The 20,241-nt window shown below is 71.6% G+C and carries 17 protein-coding genes; 12 read left to right on the forward strand and 5 right to left on the reverse strand.

Features of this window, described 5'->3' with window-relative positions:
* Window positions 1-8: 8 nt before the first annotated feature.
* The 10 genes from GWK16_RS08510 to GWK16_RS08555 all read left to right on the forward strand — a co-directional run bounded on the left by GWK16_RS08510 (window position 9) and on the right by GWK16_RS08555 (window position 11,311).
* Window positions 9-1,064 (forward strand): trypsin-like peptidase domain-containing protein, encoded by a 1,056-nt coding sequence (locus GWK16_RS08510; RefSeq protein WP_170053500.1) that lies wholly within the window; start codon window positions 9-11, stop codon window positions 1,062-1,064.
* 6 nt (window positions 1,065-1,070) lie between these two features.
* Window positions 1,071-1,751, forward strand: a complete 681-nt coding sequence (locus tag GWK16_RS08515; RefSeq protein WP_170053501.1) for a winged helix-turn-helix domain-containing protein — start codon at window positions 1,071-1,073, stop codon at window positions 1,749-1,751.
* A 223-nt stretch (window positions 1,752-1,974) separates the two neighbouring features.
* Window positions 1,975-3,189 (forward strand): sensor histidine kinase, encoded by a 1,215-nt coding sequence (locus GWK16_RS08520; protein WP_338144435.1) that lies wholly within the window; start codon window positions 1,975-1,977, stop codon window positions 3,187-3,189.
* Window positions 3,190-3,199: 10 nt separating this feature from the next.
* Window positions 3,200-3,508 (forward strand): hypothetical protein, encoded by a 309-nt coding sequence (locus GWK16_RS08525; RefSeq protein ID WP_170053502.1) that lies wholly within the window; start codon window positions 3,200-3,202, stop codon window positions 3,506-3,508.
* Window positions 3,509-3,554: 46 nt separating this feature from the next.
* Window positions 3,555-5,132 carry a bifunctional phosphoribosylaminoimidazolecarboxamide formyltransferase/IMP cyclohydrolase gene (gene purH / locus GWK16_RS08530; protein ID WP_170053503.1) on the forward strand — a complete coding sequence of 526 codons (1,578 nt, stop codon included), beginning with the start codon at window positions 3,555-3,557 and terminating at the stop codon, window positions 5,130-5,132.
* A gap of 137 nt (window positions 5,133-5,269) precedes the next feature.
* Window positions 5,270-5,881, forward strand: coding sequence for a carbonic anhydrase (locus tag GWK16_RS08535; protein ID WP_170053504.1), 612 nt, complete (start codon window positions 5,270-5,272; stop codon window positions 5,879-5,881).
* Between the two features lie 67 nt (window positions 5,882-5,948).
* On the forward strand, window positions 5,949-7,439 hold the full coding sequence (gene rmuC, locus GWK16_RS08540; RefSeq protein WP_248291219.1) for a DNA recombination protein RmuC: 1,491 nt from the start codon (window positions 5,949-5,951) through the stop codon (window positions 7,437-7,439).
* Complete coding sequence (locus GWK16_RS08545; protein ID WP_338144436.1) at window positions 7,436-8,686, forward strand: NupC/NupG family nucleoside CNT transporter; 1,251 nt, start codon at window positions 7,436-7,438, stop codon at window positions 8,684-8,686. Before rmuC ends, GWK16_RS08545 begins: the two co-directional genes overlap by 4 nt.
* Window positions 8,687-8,724: 38 nt before the next feature.
* Window positions 8,725-10,056, forward strand: coding sequence for an aspartate aminotransferase family protein (locus GWK16_RS08550; RefSeq protein WP_170053505.1), 1,332 nt, complete (start codon window positions 8,725-8,727; stop codon window positions 10,054-10,056).
* An 82-nt stretch (window positions 10,057-10,138) separates the two neighbouring features.
* Window positions 10,139-11,311, forward strand: coding sequence for an amidohydrolase (locus GWK16_RS08555; protein WP_170053506.1), 1,173 nt, complete (start codon window positions 10,139-10,141; stop codon window positions 11,309-11,311).
* A 27-nt stretch (window positions 11,312-11,338) separates the two neighbouring features.
* On the opposite strand, the gene GWK16_RS24990 is transcribed toward GWK16_RS08555, so the two are convergent.
* Window positions 11,339-12,133: a hypothetical protein gene (locus GWK16_RS24990; RefSeq protein ID WP_211187198.1), complete on the reverse strand. Its 795-nt coding sequence runs from the start codon at window positions 12,131-12,133 to the stop codon at window positions 11,339-11,341.
* Between the two features lie 58 nt (window positions 12,134-12,191).
* Window positions 12,192-14,009, reverse strand: coding sequence for a hypothetical protein (locus tag GWK16_RS08565; RefSeq protein ID WP_170053507.1), 1,818 nt, complete (start codon window positions 14,007-14,009; stop codon window positions 12,192-12,194).
* Between the two features lie 160 nt (window positions 14,010-14,169).
* Here GWK16_RS08565 and GWK16_RS08570 point away from each other — a divergent pair, with 160 nt between their 5' ends.
* Window positions 14,170-15,024, forward strand: a complete 855-nt coding sequence (locus GWK16_RS08570; RefSeq protein WP_170053508.1) for an NHL repeat-containing protein — start codon at window positions 14,170-14,172, stop codon at window positions 15,022-15,024.
* Between the two features lie 70 nt (window positions 15,025-15,094).
* Here GWK16_RS08570 and aqpZ read toward each other — a convergent pair whose 3' ends face one another.
* The 3 genes from aqpZ to GWK16_RS08585 form a co-directional block, all read right to left on the reverse strand.
* Window positions 15,095-15,805, reverse strand: coding sequence for an aquaporin Z (gene aqpZ, locus GWK16_RS08575; protein ID WP_170053509.1), 711 nt, complete (start codon window positions 15,803-15,805; stop codon window positions 15,095-15,097).
* Between the two features lie 93 nt (window positions 15,806-15,898).
* Window positions 15,899-16,708: an EcsC family protein gene (locus GWK16_RS08580; RefSeq protein WP_170053510.1), complete on the reverse strand. Its 810-nt coding sequence runs from the start codon at window positions 16,706-16,708 to the stop codon at window positions 15,899-15,901.
* Window positions 16,705-17,655, reverse strand: a complete 951-nt coding sequence (locus GWK16_RS08585) for a LysR substrate-binding domain-containing protein (RefSeq protein ID WP_170053511.1) — start codon at window positions 17,653-17,655, stop codon at window positions 16,705-16,707. Before GWK16_RS08585 ends, GWK16_RS08580 begins: the two co-directional genes overlap by 4 nt.
* A 278-nt stretch (window positions 17,656-17,933) precedes the next feature.
* Here GWK16_RS08585 and katG point away from each other — a divergent pair, with 278 nt between their 5' ends.
* Window positions 17,934-20,144, forward strand: coding sequence for a catalase/peroxidase HPI (katG, locus tag GWK16_RS08590; protein WP_170053512.1), 2,211 nt, complete (start codon window positions 17,934-17,936; stop codon window positions 20,142-20,144).
* The last annotated feature ends 97 nt before the right edge of the window (window positions 20,145-20,241 follow it).

Raw genomic sequence — 20,241 nt, forward strand, 5'->3', positions numbered from 1 at the left:
TGCCCGACGTGACCACATTTCGCCCCGACTCGCCCCGCCTGCCCCGCCGCCTGGCCCTGCTCCTGCCGGCCGCCCTCGGCGCCTGCTCCGGCCCGGCCCGCGCGCAGCGGGGGCTGCCCGACTTCGCCGACCTGGCCGAGCGGGTGCTGCCCGCCGTCGTCAGCATCCAGGTGACGAGCCGGGAACAGGCCGCACCGACCGAGCTGCGCGGCACGCCGCTGGACCGCGGCCGGCGCGGCCAACTGGTGCAGGGGGCGGGATCGGGCTTCATCATCGAACCCTCGGGCATCATCGTCACCAACGGCCATGTCGTCGGCAACGCGACGCGCGTGACGGTCACGACGCAGGACGGCACCGAATACCCGGCCCGTGTCGTCGGCGTGGACGAACTCACCGACATCGCGCTGCTGAAGATCACGCCGCGCGGGACCCTGTCGGCCGTCTCGCTGGGGGTCTCGGCCCATCTGCGGGTCGGGCAGTGGGTGCTCGCGGCCGGCAATCCCTTCGGCCTCGGCGGGTCCGTCACCAGCGGGATCATCTCGGCGCGCGGGCGCGACATCGGCGCCGGGCCCTTCGACGACTTCATCCAGACCGATGCGCCGATCAACCCGGGCAATTCCGGCGGGCCGCTGTTCAACATGGCGGGCGAGGTGATCGGCATCAACACGGCGATCTACTCGCCCTCCGGCGCCTCGGCCGGCATCGGCTTCGCGGTGCCCTCCGACCTCGCCAGGCCGGTGGTGGAATCGCTGATCCGGGACGGGCGCGTCGACCGCGGCTGGCTTGGCGTGTCGGTGGCGGATGCCGAGGAACAGGGCCGGCGGCAGCGCGGCGCGCTCATCATGGGCGTCGAGCGCGGCAGCCCCGCCGCCCGTGCCGGGCTGCGCCAGGGCGACCTGGTCACCGCCCTGAACGGACAGCCGATCGCGACGTCCCGCGCGCTGGTGCGCGGGGTGGCGGGCCTGCCGCCGGGGGAAACCGTCCGACTCACGCTCACGCGCGGCGGACGCCAGCAGGACATCGCGGTGCAGATCGGGCGCCGCCCCAACGACAATCAAGGCTGAAACGTCATGCGCATCCTGCTGGTCGAGGACGATGCGGAGGTCGCGCGGTTCGTGCGCAAGGGCCTCCAGGAAGCCGGCCACAATGTCGAGCACGCGGCGAATGGGCGCGACGGGCTGTTCCTCGCGGCGTCGGAGCAGTTCGACATCCTCGTGCTCGACCGCATGCTGCCCGGCGGCGTGGACGGGGTCAGGCTGGTGGAAACCCTGCGCGGCCAGGGCAACCGAACGCCGGTGCTGTTCCTCTCGGCGCTGAGCGCGGTCGACGAACGCGTGAAGGGCCTCAAGGCCGGCGGCGATGACTACCTGGTCAAGCCCTTCGCCTTCGCGGAACTGCTCGCGCGGGTCGAGGCGCTGGGCCGCCGCCCGACGGTGGAAGCGCCGGCGACGAAGCTCAAGATCGCCGACCTCGAGATGGACCTGCTGTCGCGCACCGTCACGCGCGGGGGCAAGCGGCTCGAGATCCAGCCGCGCGAGTTCCGCCTGCTCGAGCACCTGATGCGCCACGCGGGCCAGGTGGTGACGCGCACCATGCTGCTCGAGAAGGTGTGGGACTACCATTTCGACCCGCAGACCAACGTCATCGACGTCCATGTGAGCCGCCTGCGGCAGAAGGTGGACAAGGGCTTCGACAAGCCGCTGATCCACACGGTGCGCAACGCGGGCTACATGATCCGCGCCGAGGGCTGAGGGGGGCGCCATTATCGCCGCGCCCTTTCCCGCGCCGGGCGAACCGGGGACCCTCGAAGCCCTGCTGCGCTTCCTGCGCAGCGCGGGCTTCCGCTTCGCGCTCCGCTTCGCGCTGATCTTCATCGGGGCGACCGCGGTCTTCGCGCTCGTCTTCTGGTACGCGACCGCCGGTTCGCTCGACCGCCAGACCGACGCGGCGCTGCGCACCGATGCGCTCAGCCTCGTGGAGCGTTGGCGCGAGGCCGGTTCGGCGGCCGTCGCCGAAGCCATCGCCGAACGCCTGGCCTCCGACGTGGAAGGCAATTCGATCTACCTGCTGATGAACCCCGAGGGCCGGCGCCTCGCGGGGAACCTCGATCGCTGGCCGCAGGGCGTGCCGGCGGGCACCGACTGGGCGTTCGACACGGTCCAGCGCGACGGCCTCACGACCGAGGCGCGGCTCAACGTCATGGAACTCGGCAACGGCTACCGCCTGGCCGTCGGTCGCGACGTGACGGAAAAGCAGCGCCTGCGCGACCTGCTGGCGGAAGGCATCGCCTGGTCGGCCTTCGCGGCGCTGATCTTCGCGGTCACCGGCGCGGCGGTGCTGCGCCGCGCGCTGGAACAGCGCCTGCTGCCCGCGGCGCAGACGGCGGAGGCGATTGCCGCGGGCGACCTGTCGCACCGCGTCCCGTTATCAGCGCGCAACGATGAGTTCGACCGGCTCGGGCGCAGCATGAACACCATGCTGGATCGCATCGACCGCCTGATGGAGGGGATCCGCGGCGTCTCGGATTCCATTGCCCACGATCTGCGCACCCCGATCGCCCGCGCCCGCGCGAAGCTCGAGGAGGCGGTGGTCGGCCCGGACGACCCCGAGACCCTGCGCGCGGCGATGGAGCGGGGGATCACCGACCTCGACAACATCACCCGCGTCTTCGAGGCCCTGCTGCGCATTGCGGAGGCCGAGGCCGGCGCCCGGCGCGCCGCCTTCGCCCAGACCGACCTCACGCCCGTGCTGGCCGACGTCGCCGAATTCTACGGCGCCGTGGCGGAATCGCGGGGCCAGGTGCTGGAGACGGACCTGCCGCCCGTGCTCGAGACCGTCGGCGACCGCGACCTGCTGGCCCAGGCGGCCGGCAACCTGATCGACAACGCGCTGAAGTTCACGCCGGAGGGCGGCCATGTCCGCCTGACGGCCCGCGCGCTGCCGCGCGAGCGCATCGAGATCGTGGTCGAGGACAGCGGTCCGGGCCTGGCGCCCGAGGACCGTGCGCGTGCCGGGACCCGCTTCTTCCGCGCCGATTCCTCCCGGGCGACGCCGGGATCGGGGCTCGGCCTGTCGCTGGTCCGTGCGGTGGCCCGGCTGCATGGCGGGGATCTGCTGCTCGAGGATGCGCCGCAGGAGCTGCGCGGCTCGCCGGGATTGCGCGCGACGATCCGCCTGGGCTCCGCATGAACGCAAGGTCATGGCTACGCCACCCGGCGGCAGGACGCGCTATGGCAGTCCAGGATCGATGCGCATCCTGTTTGCAGGCCTCGTCATGCTCGGTACGCCGGCCGCGCTGGGCGGGGTCGAACCTCCCGCCCGCATGACGTCGGACAGCAAGGAGTACTGCTCCGAGCTGGCCGTTCGGCTCGCCACGCTGCCGGGATCGCGGGACGAGCCCGCCCGCAGCCTTGCGGCGGACGGCATGCGCCTGTGCGAGACCGGCCATACCCGCACCGGCGTCGCGAAGCTGCGGCGTGCCATCCGGGCGGCGCGCGGCGGGGATTGATCCGCCGGATTGCCCCCTGGCCCGCCCGGGTCTATGCGCCGGCCCCATGAGCGACATCCTCCCCATCCGCCGTGCCCTGCTGTCCGTCTCGGACAAGACGGGACTGATCGACTTCGGCCGTTTCCTGGCAGGCCGGGGAGTCGAGATCCTGTCCACCGGCGGGACCGCCCGCGCCCTGCGGGAGGCCGGCGTGCCGGTGAAGGACGTCTCGGACCACACCGGCTTCCCCGAGATCCTGGACGGGCGGGTGAAGACGCTGGTGCCGCAGGTCCATGGCGGCATCCTCGGCCGGCGCGACCTGGCCGAGCACCTCGCGCAGATGGACAAGCACGCCATCGCGCCGATCGACCTGGTGGCGGTGAACCTCTACCCGTTCGAGGCGACGGTCGCGAAGGGTGCCTCCTTCGAGGATTGCATCGAGAACATCGACATCGGCGGCCCGGCGATGATCCGCTCCGCCGCGAAGAACCACGACGGCGTCGCCGTGCTGACGGAACCGCAGCACTTCGCCGAGGTGCAGGCGGAGATCGAGGCGCAGGGGGGCACGACGCTCGCGACGCGCCGGCGCCTCGCGGCCGCGGCCTATGCGCGTACAGCGGCCTATGACGCGGCGATCTCGGCCTGGTTCGCACGGCAGGAGGGCCAGGACTTCCCGCCGCGGCTGTCGCTGCCGGGCGTGCTGCGCCAGGGCCTGCGCTATGGCGAGAACCCGCACCAGTCCGCCGCCTTCTACGTGGACGCGACCAGCCGGCCCGGCATCGCCACGGCGATGCAGGTGCAGGGCAAGGAGCTGTCCTACAACAACATCAACGACACCGACGCGGCCTTCGAATGCGTGGCGGAGTTCGACCGCCCGGCCATCGCCATCATCAAGCACGCCACCCCCTGCGGCGTCGCGGTGGCCGAGGACCTGGTGACCGCCTGGGACCGCGCCTTCCTGTGCGACCCGGTCTCGCCCTTCGGCGGCATCGTCGCGGCGAACCGCGTGCTGGACGCCGCGGCGGCGGAGAAGATCGCCGCCATCTTCACCGAGGTGGTGATCGCCCCTGACGCGGACGAAGCCGCCCGCGCCATCTTCGCGCGGAAGAAGAACCTGCGCCTGCTGCTGACCGGCGCCATGCCGGACCCGGCGGCGCCGGGGATGACCTTCAAGTCGGTCTCGGGCGGGTTCCTCGCGCAGTCGCGCGATGCCGGCCATGTCGCGGCATCGGATCTGAAGGTGGTGACGCAGCGCGCGCCCTCGGCCGCCGAGCTGCGCGATTTGCTCTTCGCCTTCCGCGTCTGCAAGCACGTGAAGTCGAACGCCATCGTCTATGCGAAGGGCGAGGCGACGGTCGGCATCGGCGGCGGCCAGCCCAACCGCGTCGACAGCGCGCGCATCGCCGGATGGAAGAGCGAGGAGGCGGCCAAGGCCGCGGGCCTGGCGGAACCGCTCGCGCGCGGCAGCGTGGTGGCGTCGGACGCCTTCTTCCCCTTCGCCGACGGCCTCGAGGCCGCGGTGGCCGCGGGCGCGACGGCGGTGATCCAGCCCGGCGGGTCGATGCGCGACGCGGAGGTTATCGCGGCGGCGGACAAGGCGGGGCTGGCAATGGTGTTCACCGGGATGCGGCACTTCCGGCATTGATGGACGGGAGGGGCGCCGCCCCTCCCGCACCCACCCCGCCAAAGGCCGAAAGGCCTTTGGGAACCATCACTTGGTGCCTCCCCGAAGGGGGGCGCGGCAACGGTGGCCAGGGCCCCTCCGGTCGAGGAACGCAGATCATGGACGAACTCGTCGCCGGCTACCGTCGCTTCCGACAGGAAACCTGGCCGCAGCAGCGCGCGCGCTTCGAGGAACTGGCCGCCCGGGGGCAGCGCCCGCACACCATGGTCGTCGCCTGTTCGGACAGCCGCGTCGATCCGCAGATGATCTTCTCCGCCGGCCCCGGCGAGCTGTTCGTCGTGCGCAACGTCGCGAACCTAGTGCCGCCCTACATGCCGGACGCGCTGTTCCACGGCACCAGCGCGGCGGTGGAATTCGCCGTCCGCGTGCTGCAGGTGAAGCGCATCGTGGTGATGGGCCATGCGCTGTGCGGCGGCATCCGCGCGCTGATCGAGGGCACGCCGCCCGAGGCGCGCGACTTCGTCCAGGGCTGGATCAGCATCGCGCAGCGCGCGCGCGAAGTGGCGCTGCGCTGCGATGTTCCCGAGGACCGCCAGGAAGCCGGGGAGCACGAGGCGGTGCGGATCTCGCTCGCGAACCTCATGACCTTCCCCTGGGTGGCCGAGGCGGTGGCCGCAGGGCGGCTTACCCTGCACGGCGCCCATTTCGGCGTCGCGACCGGGCGGCTGGTCCTGGTGCCGGCCGAAGGGCCGGCGAGCGCCGCGGGCTGATCCACGGCGGGCCTCGCCAGCGCGCGGGGCGGGGTGCGAGACTCGGGGCCTCGATTCGGGGGGCCTCATGGCGACGGAAAGCTTCGCGCTGCTCGGCGGCATCGCATTCGTGGCGGTGCTGGTGCTCGTGCTGCTGCTGCGCCGGCCGGCGACGGACCCGGTGCTGGCGCAGCGGCTGACCGACCTGCAATCGGTCCTCGACCGTCAGGGCGAACGCATCGCCGCCCTGCCGGCGGAATTCGAGCGAGGCCTGGCGCGGGAGGCCGCGGCGATCGGGGAGCGCGTCGCAGCCGGCGCCATCGATCAGACGCGGGCGCTGGGCGAGGGCATGACGCGCATCGCCGACCGGCTCGGCGCGCTGGAGACGGCCTTGCTCGAACGGCTGGCGGCTGATGCCCAGGCTGCGCGCGACGCGATGGCGGAGCAGCGCGCGAGCGTCGTGAAGGCGCTGACCGAGCACAAGGACGACACGGCGCTGCTGCGCCGCGACGTCACGCAGGGCATCGCGGAGATCCGCCTCGCCTTCGCCGAGGGGCTGGCGAAGCTGCAGGAGGTGCTGGCCGCCGAGAACACGCGCGCGCGCGACCTTCTGGACGCCCGGCTGAAGGAGCTGCGGGAGGGCAACGAGGCGCGCCTCGCCGAGATCCAGAAGACGGTGAACGAGCAGCTGCAATCGGCCGTCGAGAAGCAGATGAACGAGAGCTTCGCCCGCGTCATCGACCAGTTCGCCGCGGTGCAGAAGGCGATGGGCGACGTGCAGGCGGTCACCACCCAGATCGTCGACATCAAGCGGCTCTTCTCGAATGTGAAGACTCGCGGGGGCTGGGGCGAGGCGCAGGTGCGCGCGCTGCTCGACGACATCCTCCCGCCCGGCTCCTACGAGACGAACAAGAAGCTGTCCGAGGACAGCGCCGAGGCGGTGGAATTCGCCATCCGCATGCCGAACGAGAAGGGGCGCGAGGTCTTCCTCGCCGTCGACGCGAAGTTCCCGACCGAGGACTGGGACCGCCTGGTGATCGCGTCCGACGCCGGCGATGCCGAGGCCGAGAAGGCCGCGCGGCGCGCGCTGGAGCAGCGGGTGCGCGCGGAAGCGGCGAAGATCGCCGCGAAATACATCCGCCCGCCGCTGACGGTGGAATTCGCGGTGCTCTATTTGCCGACCGAGGGACTCTATGCCGAGATCGCGCGCATCCCCGGCGCGATCGAGGAGATCGGCCGGGTGAACCGCGTGATGGTGCTCGGCCCGTCCCTCCTGCCGGCCATGCTGCGGACCATCCAGATGGGCCATGTGACCATCGCGCTCGGCGAGAAGGCGGATCTGGTCCGCGAATTGCTCGGCGCCACCAAGGCCGAGATGGGCAGGATGGACGAGGTGCTGGCCAGGCTCCGCAAGCAGGTGACGGCGGTGGGCAATACCATCGACGCGGCGCAGGTCCGCACGCGGGCGGTGGCGCGCAAGCTGCGCACGGTGGATGCGGTGGACGGATCGCGCGCCGCGGCATTGCTCGAGCTCGAGGCCGAAGCCGAGGAACCGCCCGGCGAAGGGGATGAATCGTGAGCCTGCTCCAGCTCCAATCGGCCGCGGGGCTGCTGCTGCTCTGCGCCCTCGCCTGGGCGCTGGGCGGGTTCCGCCCGGGCGTTAAGGCGCGCGTCATCGTCGCGGGGCTCGGGCTGCAATTGCTGCTCGCCGCCGTGCTGCTCAACGTGCCGCCGGTGCGGGCGAGCTTCTTCCTCCTTGGCGATGCGGTGGATGCCCTGGCGACGGCGACGCGGGCGGGGACATCGCTGGTCTTCGGCTATCTCGGCGGCGGCCCGCTGCCCTTCACCGAGAACCGCCCCGGTTCCTCCTTCATCCTGTTCTTCCAGGCGCTGCCGCTGGTGCTCGTGGTCGGCGCGCTCTCGGCCGTGCTGTTCCACTGGGGCGTGCTGCCGTGGGTGGTTCGGAAGATGGCGGGCGTGCTGACGCGGTTGTTCGGCATCGGCGGCGCCACCGGATTCAGCGTGGCGGCCAACGTCTTCGTCGGCATGGTGGAGGCGCCGCTGATGATCCGCGCCTGGCTCGCGCGCCTCACGCGGTCCGAGATGTTCGTGGTGATGACCGCGGGCCTCGCGACCATCAGCGGCAATACGCTGGTGGTCTACGCGCTGATCATCTCGCCCGTCGTGCCCGATGCGGCGGGGCAACTGCTGACGGCGAGCCTGATCGCAGCTCCCGCCTCGATCCTCGCCGCCGTGCTGATGATGCCGCCGGCGGATGGCGAGGTCGCGACCGACGGCACCACGGGAATCCCCGAGAAGCTCTACGACAGCACCATGGACGCGCTGGTCCAGGGCACCAAGGACGGGCTCGACCTGTTGCTCGGCATCATGGCGGCGCTGATCGTCTTCGTCTCGCTGGTGGCGCTGGTGAACCTGGCGCTGGAGCCGCTCACGGGGCTGACGCTGCAGAAGATCGCGGGCTGGCTGCTCTGGCCGGTCGCCTGGTCGATGGGCGTGCCGGCCAGCGAAGCGGCGACCGTCGCCTCCTCGCTCGGCGTGAAGATGATCATCAACGAGTTCGTGTCCTACCTGGAACTTGCCGCCTCGGGCGGGGCGGGGCTGTCGGAACGCTCGCGGCTGGTGCTGACCTATGCGCTGTGCGGCTTCACCAATCTCGGCTCGGTCGGGATCATGGTGGGCGGCATGACCGCGATGTGCCCGGAACGACGGGCGGACATCGTGAAGCTCGGCCTGCCCTCGCTGATTTCCGGGACCATCGCCTGCTGCATGACCGGGGCGGTGGTCGGGGTGCTGACTCCACCCTGAACGCGGGGCAGGATGCGGGGCCGAAGGAGCCCCGACCCATGACCCACATCGTCCACCGCAACCTCCGCGAAGCCCCGCCGATCGCCGCCTCCGGGCGGGGGATCTGGCTACGCGACGCCTCGGGGCATGAGGTGATCGACGGTTCCGGGGGCGCCGCGGTGGCCTGTCTCGGCCATGGCCACCCGCATGTCGTCGCCGCGATGAAGGCGCAGATCGACCGGCTCTGCTACGCGCACACCGCGCTGTTCACCGCGGAAAGCGCCGAACGGCTGGCCGACATGCTGGTCGGCCACGCGCCGGGTGGGCTGACCCATGCCTATTTCGTGTCGTCCGGATCGGAAGGCATGGAAGCGGCGCTGAAGATCGCCCGGCAATGGGTGATCGAGGCCGGCCAGCCGCAGCGCACGAAGTTCATCGCGCGGCGGCAATCCTACCACGGCAACACGCTCGGCGCGCTGGCGGCCGGCGGCAACGCCATGCGCCGCGCGCCCTATGCGCCGATCCTGTCCGACGCCTTCAGCCACGTCTCGCCCTGCTACCCCTACCGCGACCGGCACGACGGGGAATCCGACGCGGACTACGTTGCGCGCCTCGCGGCGGAACTGGAGGCGGAGTTCCAGCGCCTCGGCCCGCAGAACGTCATCGCCTTCTGCGCCGAGACCATCGTCGGCGCGACGCTCGGCTGCGCGACCGCCCTGCCCGGCTACTTCCCGGCCATGAAGGCGGTGTGCGAGCGCCACGGCGCGCTGCTCATCCTCGATGAGGTGATGTCCGGCATGGGCCGCTCCGGCACGCTGCACGCCTGGGAACAGGAAGGCGTGACGCCGGACATCCAGGTGATCGCGAAGGGTCTGGGCGGCGGCTACCAGCCGATCGGCGGCATCCTGGTCCATGGCCGCGTGATCGAGGCGCTGACGAAGGGATCGGGCACCTTCAAGCACGGCCACACCTACCAGGCGCATCCGGTCGCCTGCGCCGCGGCGCTGGCGGTGCAGGAGGTGATCCGCGACGAGAACCTGCTCGACAACGTGAAGGCCATGGGCGCGCTGCTGGAACAGGGGCTGACCGAGCGCCTCGGCAACCACGCGAAGGTCGGCGACATCCGTGGCCGCGGCCTGTTCTGGGCCGTGGAACTGGTGAAGGACCGCGCCAGCAAGGCGGTCTTCGACCCCGCCCTCGCGGTGAATGAGTGCGTGAAGAAGGAAGCCTTCCAGCGCGGCCTCGCCTGCTACCCGATGGGCGGGACCATCGACGGCAAGCATGGCGACCACGTCATCCTCGCCCCGCCCTATGTCTGCACCGGCGAGGAGATCGGCATGATCGTGGAGCGCTTCGGGGACGCGGTGGACGCCGCCGTGGCCGGTCTGTGAGACACGCCGTGCCGCAATCCTGCCGCCCGCCGGGCGGCATGCTGCCCCTTCCGATCCCCAGCGCCTGACGGGAAGACACACCGTGCCGATCATCAACCGCATCGCCGAATTCCAGCCTGAGCTGACGGCCACGCGCCGCGACATCCACGCCCATCCGGAACTCGGCTTCGAGGAGCACCGGACCTCGGACCTCGTCGCGAAGGCGCTCGAATCCTGGGGGATCGAGGTCCATCGCGGCATCGCCGGCACGGGCCTCGTGGGCGTGCTGCGCAACGGCACCTCCAAGCGGTCCATCGGCTTCCGCGCCGACATGGATTGCCTGCCGATGACCGAGACCAACGATTTCGGCCATCGGTCCACCACCCCGGGGAAGATGCACGCCTGTGGCCATGACGGGCACACCACCATGCTGCTCGGCGCCGCGCGCTACCTGGCGGAGACGAAGAATTTCGACGGCACGGTGAACTTCATCTTCCAGCCGGCCGAGGAAGGCGGCGGCGGCGGCCGCGTGATGGTCGAGGAAGGCCTGTTCGACCGCTTCCCCTGCGATGCCGTCTACGGGATGCACAACTCGCCGGAACTGCCGCTGGGCGAGGCGCGGATCTTCGCCGGACCCGCGCTCGCGGCCGCGGACCGCATCACCATCACCGTGCACGGCAAGGGCGGCCATGCCTCGCGTCCGCAGCAATGCGTCGACCCGGTGCTGGTGGCGTCGCACATCGTCGTTGCGACGCAATCCATCGTCGCGCGGTCGATGGACCCGATCGACACCGCTGTCGTCAGCATCTGCCAGTTCCATGCCGGGGAGGCGTCCAACGTCATCCCCGAGACCGCGGAACTGCGCGGCACCGTCCGCACCTTCAAGCCTGAGGTGCAGGACATGATCGAGCGCCGCCTCGGCGACATCGTCCGTGCCACCGCGGAAGCGCATGGCGCCAAGGCGGAACTGTCGTTCCAGCGCGGCTATCCGCCCACCGTGAACCACGCCGAGCAGGCGGAACGCGCGGCGCTGGCGGCGGTGGCCGTGCTCGGGGAGGCCAAGGTCCACCGCAAGCCGGTGCCGCGGATGGGCGCGGAGGATTTCTCCTACATGCTGCAGGCGCGCCCCGGCTGCTTCATCGGCATCGGCCAGGGCGACGGCGGCCGCCACTCGGTGTCGCTGCACAACCCGCGCTACGACTTCAACGACGAGCTCATTCCCCTCGGCTCGTCGCTCTTCGCCCGGTTGGCGGAACAGGAGATGCCCAAGGGCTGAGGCGATGGAGGGGCATCGCCCCTCCGGTCAGCTTTCGGGGCAGCCCACCACGACCCGCTGCAGGGTGCGCACGCCTTCCAGCGTCTGCGCCCAGCGCGGGTCGGACTGCGGCGGGGTGAGCAGCCGCGCCGCCTCCGCCAGATCGGGGCAGCGCTGGTCATCCGAGCCGCAGGAGACCGAGACGCCGTACATCCGGGCGCTCGCGGCGTAGAAGCGGGCATTGGCGTTGCCGGGCATGTCGCGGCGCAGCGTGTCCGCTTCGGCGCGCAGCAGGTCGTTGCCGGGGCAGGAATTGGCCCGCGGCGTGATGGCGCGGCGGTCGAAGGCGGCGTTCAGCAGTTCCTCGCGCCAGGCGTTGCGCTCGGCCGCCGTGTTGGCGCCGCCGGCGGCGAGCGCCGCCTGGCCGGCCGTCACCGCGCAATCGAGCAGCGTCATCTTGCGGTCCGCGCCGGCCGAGGCCGCTTGGCGGCGGCAGGCGCGGGCGCGCAGCGCCTGGGTTTCGGCGCACGTCTTGTCGGCATCGCCCGTGCAGGTCGGCGCGGGGGCTTCGGTGATCCGGTCCCAGGCGCCCTGGGCGGCGGCCGCGGTCATCTGGGCGAGTTGCTGCGCGGCGGGCGTGGCGGCGGCCTGGGCGGCCTGCCCGGCGGCACCGGCGACCGGCGCTGCGGCCGGCCCTGCCGCCGCGGCGGCGGCTCCGGCGGCTCGACCTGCGGCGGCTCCGGCGACCGAACCGGCGGCGGTGGTCGCCTGCTGGCAGCCGGCGAGGACGGTGAGCGGGAGAAGAAGGGCGGCAATCCGCCAGGGCGTCATGGTGACCGGCACGGGGCGTCTCCTGGTTCGGGTCGCAGGCTAGACCATGCAACCGGGGCGGGAAAACCGGTCACGCACCGGGATCGACGGCAAAGAGCCGATAGCCGCCGAGGGAATCGGGCAACGGGATGGCGCGGAGCCAGGGCGGCGCCTCGCCGCGGCGCAGGCGGGTGACGAAGTCCGCCGCGTTGTCCGTCGGCAGATCCGTGGTGCAGACCGCGATCAGGTCGGCCTGGCGCCGGCGGAGAATGGCGCGGGCCGCGCCGTCATCGGTCGCGGTGAAGGCCCGCAGCACGTCGACGAAGGCGTCGCCGCCGCGATGATAGGGGCCCGAGACGCCGCGGATGCCCGATCGCCAGGCGATTTCGGGGCCGGCGTTCATGTCTTCCATGACCAGGATCGGCGCGTGGTCGGCTGGCGCGACGTGCTGGCGCGCGCCGGCGAGCCAGGCCGCCAGCGCGGTGGCGTCGCAGGCCGACCCGATCGCGGCCGTGCCGCCCGCGCTGCCGATCCGTTCGGCTTCGGCGCGGTCGCGCGTCAGGCGCGGCACCGCGAGGCAGCCGAGGACGAGCACCAGCCCGAGCACCAGGCGCAATGCCGGTTCCCGCGGCCAGGACCGCGCGAGAACCTGCCCCATCACCCCGGCCGCAGCGATCGCCGCCGGCGCGGCGAGGTCGAGCGCGAAGCGCACCGCGGCGAAGGCGGCCGCAATGCCGGCGAGGAGCGTCATGCCCAGCACCAGCCCCGCCGGCCAGGACCCGTCGCGCCGCCAGCCGCGCATGGCCAGCGCGATGGCGAGCAGCCCCAGCACGGGAACGCCGCCCATCAGAAACCCGGCCGTCGCTACGCCGCCGGGTCCGAAGGGCGGCAGGGGCTGCATTTCCGCAATCAGGTCGTGATGCAGCCGCAGCATCTGCGCGATGGCGGCATCCGCATCCTCTGCCACGCGCTGCGGCAGCACCGGGAACACCGCGACGAAGGCGCCGACAGCGGCGGCGCCCGCCGCCACGCCGACCAGCCAGCGCCGCAGCCGCGGTCCGGACGCGACCGGGCGCAGCACCATGAAGGCGCCACTGCACAGCAGCGCGAGGGCGAGGTGCTCGACCGAGACGCGATCGGTCTCCACCGCGAGCCATCCCGACGGCGGACGCTCGACGAGTATGGCGACCAGAAGCATCGCGGCCATGCCCGCGGTCATGCGGACGCCCTGCGTGGCGGCCGGGCGTCCGTCCTCGGCCAGCAGCGCCGCGAGGCCGATCGCGAGCAGCACTGGCAGTGCGACGATCAGCGCCTCCGGGCCCACCCAGACGCCGAAGCCGAAGGCGGCCCCGGCAACCATCGCGACGCCGCCCCGCGCGCCCGGCCGCAGCGCGTGGATCGCCGCCGCGAGGCCGAGCGTCACCGCGAAGAGGATCAACGCGTGATGGTCCGCGCGCCCCGGCGCCGAATAGTTCGCCGCCGCCGGCGACGCCGCCATCATCAGGACCGCATAGAGCGGCGCGCGTTGCCGGTCCCACAGCCCCGCCGCGCCCCAGGCGGCGGCCAGCGTCGCGGCAAGGTGCAGCGGCGGCGACACCAGCCCGCCCGCGAGGAAGATCGCCTGCCGCGGGTCGAGTCCGCCGAGTTGCTCGAGCGCGAGCGCCGGCAGCAGGATCAGGATGTCGAGCGGCCGCGTCCAATGCAGCGACAGCCCCTCGGGTGCCGCGAGCGCCGGCGTGATGGTGTCGAACCAGGCCGCGCCCTGGCGCAGTTCGAGCACGCGCACCACGCGCATATAGGCATCGGGATCGGCGAGGTGCCCCTGCAGGAAGCCCGGGTCCATCGTGACCAGCAGCCCGACATGCACCGCGACCATGACGACGACGGCGAAGATCACGACGGGCAGCACAGAGCCCGGCTCCGGCGCGCGATGATCAGGCTGCATCCATCCCCCGCGGCGCATCCCCGTGCCGGCTTTGGAGTCCGCGCCGTGACCGTGTCAAGCGCGCGGTCTTGCGCCGCCGCGCGGCGGGCGCGAGGGTCGCGACGACACAGCCGCGGAGCGCCCCATGCCACGCCACCAGCTCTTCGTCCGCCTGGGCGAGACCCGCTATCGCGTCGAGCGCCCCTGGGGCGAGGTGCCGAAGGGCCAGGGCGTGCCCTCCGACGTCGCCTGCGACGCGGAAGGGCGCGTCTACGTGCAACTGCGCCAGGACCCGATGGCGGATCCGGAAGCGCCGGCGGTGGTGGTCCTCGCGCCGGATGGCCGGCGCATCGATGCCTGGGGCGGCGCGGAGGTCGCGGACGGGCACATGCTCTCGGTCCATCCCGATGGCCGCGTCTTCGTCGTCGACCGCGACGCGCAGGAGATCATCGTCTTCTCGCGCGACGGCAAGCGCCTGGGCGGGATCGGACGACGCCATTGTCCGGGCGAGCCGTTCAACGCGCCCTGCGACGTCGCCTTCGCGTCGGACGGGACGATCTACGTCGCCGATGGCTACGCCGCGTCCGTCGTGCACCGCTTCAGCGCCCAGGGCACGCCGATGGGCCGCTGGGGACGCGAGGGCAGCGGCCCCGGCGAATTCACCACGCCGCATTCCGTCTGGGTCCTGCCGGACGGGCGCGTGACGGTCGCCGACCGCGAGAACAACCGCGTCCAGGTCTTCACCGCGGACGGGATGTGGCTCGCGGATTGGCGCGGCAACCACAAGCCGATGAGCGTGCATGGCGCGCCGGGTGGCGGGCTCTATGTCACGGACCAGGTGCCGCAACTGTCGCTGCTGGCGCCCGACGGGACGATCGTCGGGCGGTGCCGGCCTGTGCTGAACGGCGCGCACGGCATGTGGCGAGCGCCGGACGGGCGGATCTTCCTCAGCGAGCAGAATCCGTCGCGCCTGACCTGCCTGGTGCCGGTCGAGGGCTGAGCGGGACCGGTGCCGGACTCCGGAAGGGGCACCGCGAAGCGCCTTCCGGAACCGACGCCCGGCGGGCCCGTCAGCGCCCGTCGCCGCCCACCTCGCCCTCATTGGGCCAGAGCGTGCGGCTCACGATCCCGGCGATGACCGCTCCCGCGATCGGCGCCACCCAGAACAGCCAGAGCTGCTCCAGCGCCCAGCCGCCGACGAAGAGCGCGGGCCCCGTGCTGCGCGCGGGGTTCACCGAGGTCTGCGTCACCGGGATGCTGATCAGGTGGATCAGCGTCAGGCACAGGCCGATGGCGATCGGCGCGAAGCCGGCCGGTGCCTTGCCGTGCGTCGCGCCGAGGATGACGATCAGGAAGAAGAAGGTCATCACGACTTCGCAGACGAGCCCGGCCTGCAGCGAGTACCTGCCGATCGAGTGGTCGCCATAGCCGTTGGAGGCGAAGCCGCCGAGCTCGAAGCCCGGCTTGCCCGTCGCGATCAGGTACAGGATTCCCGCCCCGGCGATCGCACCCAGCACCTGCACGACGATGTAGGGCACCGCCTCGCCCGCCTTGAACCGGCCGGCCGCGACGAGGCCGCAGGTCACCGCGGGATTGAGATGGCAGCCCGATACGTGGCCGATCGCATAGGCCATGGTCAGGACGGTCAGGCCGAAGGCGAAGGAGACGCCGAGAAGGCCGATGCCGACGCCGGGAAAGCTGGCGGCGAGGATCGCCGAGCCGCACCCCCCGAGGACAAGCCAGAGCGTGCCGAAGAATTCGGCCGCGAGCCGTGGTGCCATGCGCGGTTCTCCCCTTGTGATGTTCCGCAAAGGGAATCGTTACACCCGGCGCGGGGCGCCCGTCAGAAGAATGTTCTGTGCGCGGGAGCGGTGCTATCGCGCCCGGGGCAGGAAGGGTTCGTCACGGCCCGCCGCGATGGCGTCCCAAGCCCCGCGGACCGGCGCGACGCCGTAGGTCCGTTCCAGGCGGCGCAAGGTGAAATGACCTCGCGCGACGGAGCGGAAATGTTCGAGAAAGGCGAGGTTCACCGTCGCGCCCGCCGCGGCGCCCAGGATCGGCGCCGCCTGGGCGGTGAGCTTGAGCCCGACCGGCCCGATGAAGCGCGATGCCACGGCGGCGACGAAGCCCGGCATGATGGTGCGCCCGACGGCACCCTTCAGCGCCTCGGCCAACGCGAGTCGGACTGCGAAATAGCCGCTCTCCACCGCGTCATCCGAGGGCGAGGTCCCGCCGATCGCGAAGACCTTCATGCATTCCGCCCCCGCCTGCGGTGCGTCGAGATCCTCGCCCTGGTCGGCGGCGACGGCGGCGATCTGGCGCAGCAGGATGGTGGTCGAGACCGGCAGTTCCATCAGCGTGCCGGGCAGGCCGAAGGCCCCGCCCATCGCGCCGGAGGCGGCGGCCAGGCCGCGGTGGAACCAGGATGACGGCACCGGCAGGGGCACGAGGTTCGGCGCCGAGCGCAGCGCCGCCGACATCGCCACGGCGAGCGCGGTGCGCACGGCCCCGTCCACGCTGCCCTGCACGCCCGCCGGCAGGCGCGATCGCAGCGCCTCGACCGGCATTCCGGCCACGGCGGCCAGCCGCGCGGCAAGGGACGGGTTCTCCAGCGCCCGATAGGCCGCCTGAAGGTCGGTCATCGCCTCGGGCGGCAGGGCAGGGGGAAGGGTTGTGAGGCTCATCGGGCCCCCGGCACATGGCGTGCCGCAGGCGCCGGGTCCAGGGCAGCGATCTCTCGTTCCGAGGCGGCGGTGAACCGCGCCAGGCGCTCGGTCACCACCCGCGCGACCGATTCCACCGCGGCGCGGCGCGGGAAGGCGGCGCGCCAGGCGATCCGAATGGTGCGCGAGGCCGGCGCGACGAGCGGCCGGAGAGCGATGCCCGAATCCTGCGCGGCGCCGGCCGCGAGGCCCGGCACCAGCGTCGTGCCGTAGCCCGCGGCGACCATGTTGATCAGGGTGGCAAGGCTCGAGGCACGCAGCGCCCCGCTGACCGGCCCGGCCAGGCCACAGGCGCTGAGCGCCTGATCGCGGAGGCAGTGCCCGTCCGCCAGCACCAGCACGTCGGGCACCAGGTCGGATTCGCGGATCCGGTCCTGTTTCGCCAGCGGATGCTCCGGCGGCAGGGCGGCGAGGAAGGGTTCGGTGAAGAGCGGCCGGGACAGCAGGTCCGTGCCCTCGGGCTCGGTCGCGAGCACCGCCGCGTCCAGTTCATGTGCCCGGAGCTTTTCGAGCAGGGTCGCCGTGATGTCCTCCCAGGGCTCGATCTCGAGTTGCGGCAACGCCTCCCGCAGCGGCGCGAAGACCAGCGGCAGCAGATAGGGGCCGAGGGTGGGGATGATGCCGATGCGCAGCGGGCCGCGCAGCGGGTCCGCCGAGGCCTGGGCGAGCGCCGTCATCGCCTCGGTCTCGGCGACCGCGATGCGGGCGTGCGTCAGCAGCAATTCGCAGATCGGCGTCGGCACCACCTGTTTGCTCGATCGTTCGAAGAGCATGACGCCGAGCGCTTCCTCGAGTTTCCGCAACTGCACCGACAGCGTCGGCTGGCTGACGCGGCAGGCTTCGGCGGCGCGGCCGAAATGGCGGTGCTCGGCGACGGCGAGCATGTAGCGGAGGTCGCGGATGTTCATGGCAGGATCGTCTGGGTTGCTGCGGTGCGGCAGATCCCTGTCGCGGCGCAAGATGGGTCGCCGCATCCGAGGGCAATCGCGAACGATTGGCAATGCCTATCGATGCTTTCGGAACTTGGGTCTTCCGCAATCGTTGAAGGCCTGCCTACGCTTCCGTCCAAGACCGGCCGGGGACGGAAGGGAACGCATGACCAGGCGCTTGGCGACCGTCGGATCAGTGCGCTCGCGGGCCCATCCCCGGGCCGCTTGAGGCAACGCAGTCACGATCGGAGACAGACATGGACGGACAGGGTGGTCAGGGCGCGGGCGTCTGCCCGGTGATGCACGGCAGGCCGACGGCGGCGCGCTTCTCGGTGCGCGCCAACAAGGATTGGTGGCCGAATGCGCTCAACCTGCGGATGCTCAGCCAGCAATCCGCCAAGTCGAACCCGATGGGCGCCGCGTTCAGCTACGCCGCGGCGGTGAAGACGCTCGACGTCGCCGCGCTGAAGAAGGACCTCATCGCGCTGATGACGGTCAGCCAGGATTGGTGGCCGGCGGATTACGGGCATTACGGCCCACTCTTCATCCGCATGTCGTGGCATTCCGCGGGCACCTACCGCACGGCTGACGGCCGCGGCGGCGCCTCGAACGGCGCGCACCGCTTCGCGCCGGAGAATTCCTGGCCCGACAATGCGAACCTCGACAAGGCGCGCCGCCTGCTGTGGCCGATCAAGCAGAAGTACGGCAACGCGATCTCCTGGGCCGACCTGATGGTCCTCGCGGGCACCGTCGCGATGGAATCGATGGGCCTCAAGACCTTCGGCTTCGCCTTCGGCCGCGAGGACATCTGGGAGCCCGAGGAGGACATCTACTGGGGTGCCGAGGACACCTGGCTCGGCGACAAGCGCTACTCGGGCGATCGCCAGCTCGAGAACCCGCTCGCGGCCGTGCAGATGGGCCTCATCTACGTCAATCCGGAAGGGCCGAACGGCAATCCGGACCCGGTCGCCTCGGGCCGCGACATCCGCGAGACCTTCGCGCGCATGGCGATGAACGATGAGGAGACCGTGGCGCTGACCGCCGGCGGCCACACCTTCGGCAAGTGCCATGGCGCCGGCGACGCTTCGCTGGTCGGTCGCGAGCCGGAAGCGGCCCCGATGGAGCAGATGGGCCTCGGCTGGAAGAGCAGCTTCCGCAGCGGCAAGGGCGTGGATGCCATCACGTCGGGCATCGAGGGCGCCTGGACGCCGACGCCGACCACCTGGGACGTCAGCTACTTCGACATGCTGCTGGGCTTCGACTGGGAGCTGACCAAGAGCCCGGCCGGCGCGCATCAGTGGAAGCCGAAGGATCCGGCGGCGCAGACGCTGGTGCCGGACGCCCACGATCCGACGAAGCGCCATCCGCCGATGATGACCACGGCCGACATGGCGATGAAGATGGATCCCGAGTACCGCAAGATCTCGGAGCGCTTCCACAAGAACCCCGACCAGTTCGCCGACGCCTTCGCCCGCGCCTGGTTCAAGCTGACCCATCGCGACATGGGGCCGAAGTCCCGCTACCTCGGTCCGCTCGTGCCGAAGGAGGACCTGATCTGGCAGGACCCGGTTCCGCCGGTGACGCACAAGCTGATCGGCAAGGCGGATGCTAAGGCGCTGAAGGCGCAGATCCTCGCCTCCGGCCTGTCGATCCCGCAGCTCGTGCAGACGGCCTGGGCCTCGGCATCGACCTTCCGCGGCTCGGACCGCCGTGGCGGGGCGAACGGCGCGCGCATCCGCCTCGCGCCGATGAAGGACTGGGCGGTGAACCAGCCCGAGCAGCTGTCGAAGGTGCTCGCGAAGCTCGAGAAGGTGCGCAAGGCGTTCAACGCGTCCCTGGCGGGCGGCAAGCAGGTCTCCCTCGCGGACGTCATCGTCCTGGGCGGCTGCGCGGCGATCGAGGCGGCGGCCAGGGCTGCCGGCCACAAGGTCGAGGTTCCGTTCACGCCGGGCCGCACCGACGCCACCGCGAGCCAGACCGACGCGGCCTCCTTCGCCGTGCTGGAGCCGGAGGCGGACGGTTTCCGCAACTACCGGAAGGCGCGCTACACGGTCTCGGCCGAGGAGCAGCTGGTGGACAAGGCGCAGCTGCTGACGCTGACGGCGCCCGAGATGACGGCGCTGGTCGGCGGCCTGCGCGTGCTGGGCGCCAACCACGCCGGGTCGCCGCACGGCGTCTTCACGCGCCGCCCGGGTCAGCTGACGAACGACTTCTTCGTCAACCTGCTCGACATGGGCACCGACTGGGCGCCGACCGACGAGACGGCGGAGGAATTCCAGGGTCGTGACCACGCGAGCGGTGCCGTGAAGTGGACGGCGACGCGCGTGGACCTGGTGTTCGGGTCGAACTCCCAGCTGCGCGCGCTGGCCGAGGTCTACGGCCAGGCCGACAACCAGGCGAAGTTCGTCGAGGATTTCGTGGCCGCCTGGAACAAGGTCATGATGCTCGACCGCTTCGACGTGAAGTGAGGCGGACGGCCGGGGGAGGGGATCCTCCCCCGGACCGGGACATCGACCCGTCCTTCCTTGGGGGGCTTGCTGCCAGGGAAGGTCGGGGGAGCCTCGG

Source organism: Neoroseomonas marina, assembly GCF_012927745.1.
Lineage (GTDB): Bacteria > Pseudomonadota > Alphaproteobacteria > Acetobacterales > Acetobacteraceae > Neoroseomonas > Neoroseomonas marina.

Excerpts from the sequence above, each read along its gene's own strand:
- GWK16_RS08515 (WP_170053501.1), top strand. The coding sequence starts at position 1,071 with ATGCGCATCCTGCTGGTCGAGGACGATGCGGAGGTCGCGCGGTTCGTG.
- GWK16_RS08525 (WP_170053502.1), top strand. The coding sequence starts at position 3,200 with ATGGCTACGCCACCCGGCGGCAGGACGCGCTATGGCAGTCCAGGATCG.
- purH (WP_170053503.1), top strand. The coding sequence starts at position 3,555 with ATGAGCGACATCCTCCCCATCCGCCGTGCCCTGCTGTCCGTCTCGGAC.
- GWK16_RS08535 (WP_170053504.1), top strand. The coding sequence starts at position 5,270 with ATGGACGAACTCGTCGCCGGCTACCGTCGCTTCCGACAGGAAACCTGG.
- rmuC (WP_248291219.1), top strand. The coding sequence starts at position 5,949 with ATGGCGACGGAAAGCTTCGCGCTGCTCGGCGGCATCGCATTCGTGGCG.
- GWK16_RS08550 (WP_170053505.1), top strand. The coding sequence starts at position 8,725 with ATGACCCACATCGTCCACCGCAACCTCCGCGAAGCCCCGCCGATCGCC.
- GWK16_RS08570 (WP_170053508.1), top strand. The coding sequence starts at position 14,170 with ATGCCACGCCACCAGCTCTTCGTCCGCCTGGGCGAGACCCGCTATCGC.
- aqpZ (WP_170053509.1), bottom strand. The coding sequence starts at position 15,805 with ATGGCACCACGGCTCGCGGCCGAATTCTTCGGCACGCTCTGGCTTGTC.
- GWK16_RS08580 (WP_170053510.1), bottom strand. The coding sequence starts at position 16,708 with ATGAGCCTCACAACCCTTCCCCCTGCCCTGCCGCCCGAGGCGATGACC.
- GWK16_RS08585 (WP_170053511.1), bottom strand. The coding sequence starts at position 17,655 with ATGAACATCCGCGACCTCCGCTACATGCTCGCCGTCGCCGAGCACCGC.
- katG (WP_170053512.1), top strand. The coding sequence starts at position 17,934 with ATGGACGGACAGGGTGGTCAGGGCGCGGGCGTCTGCCCGGTGATGCAC.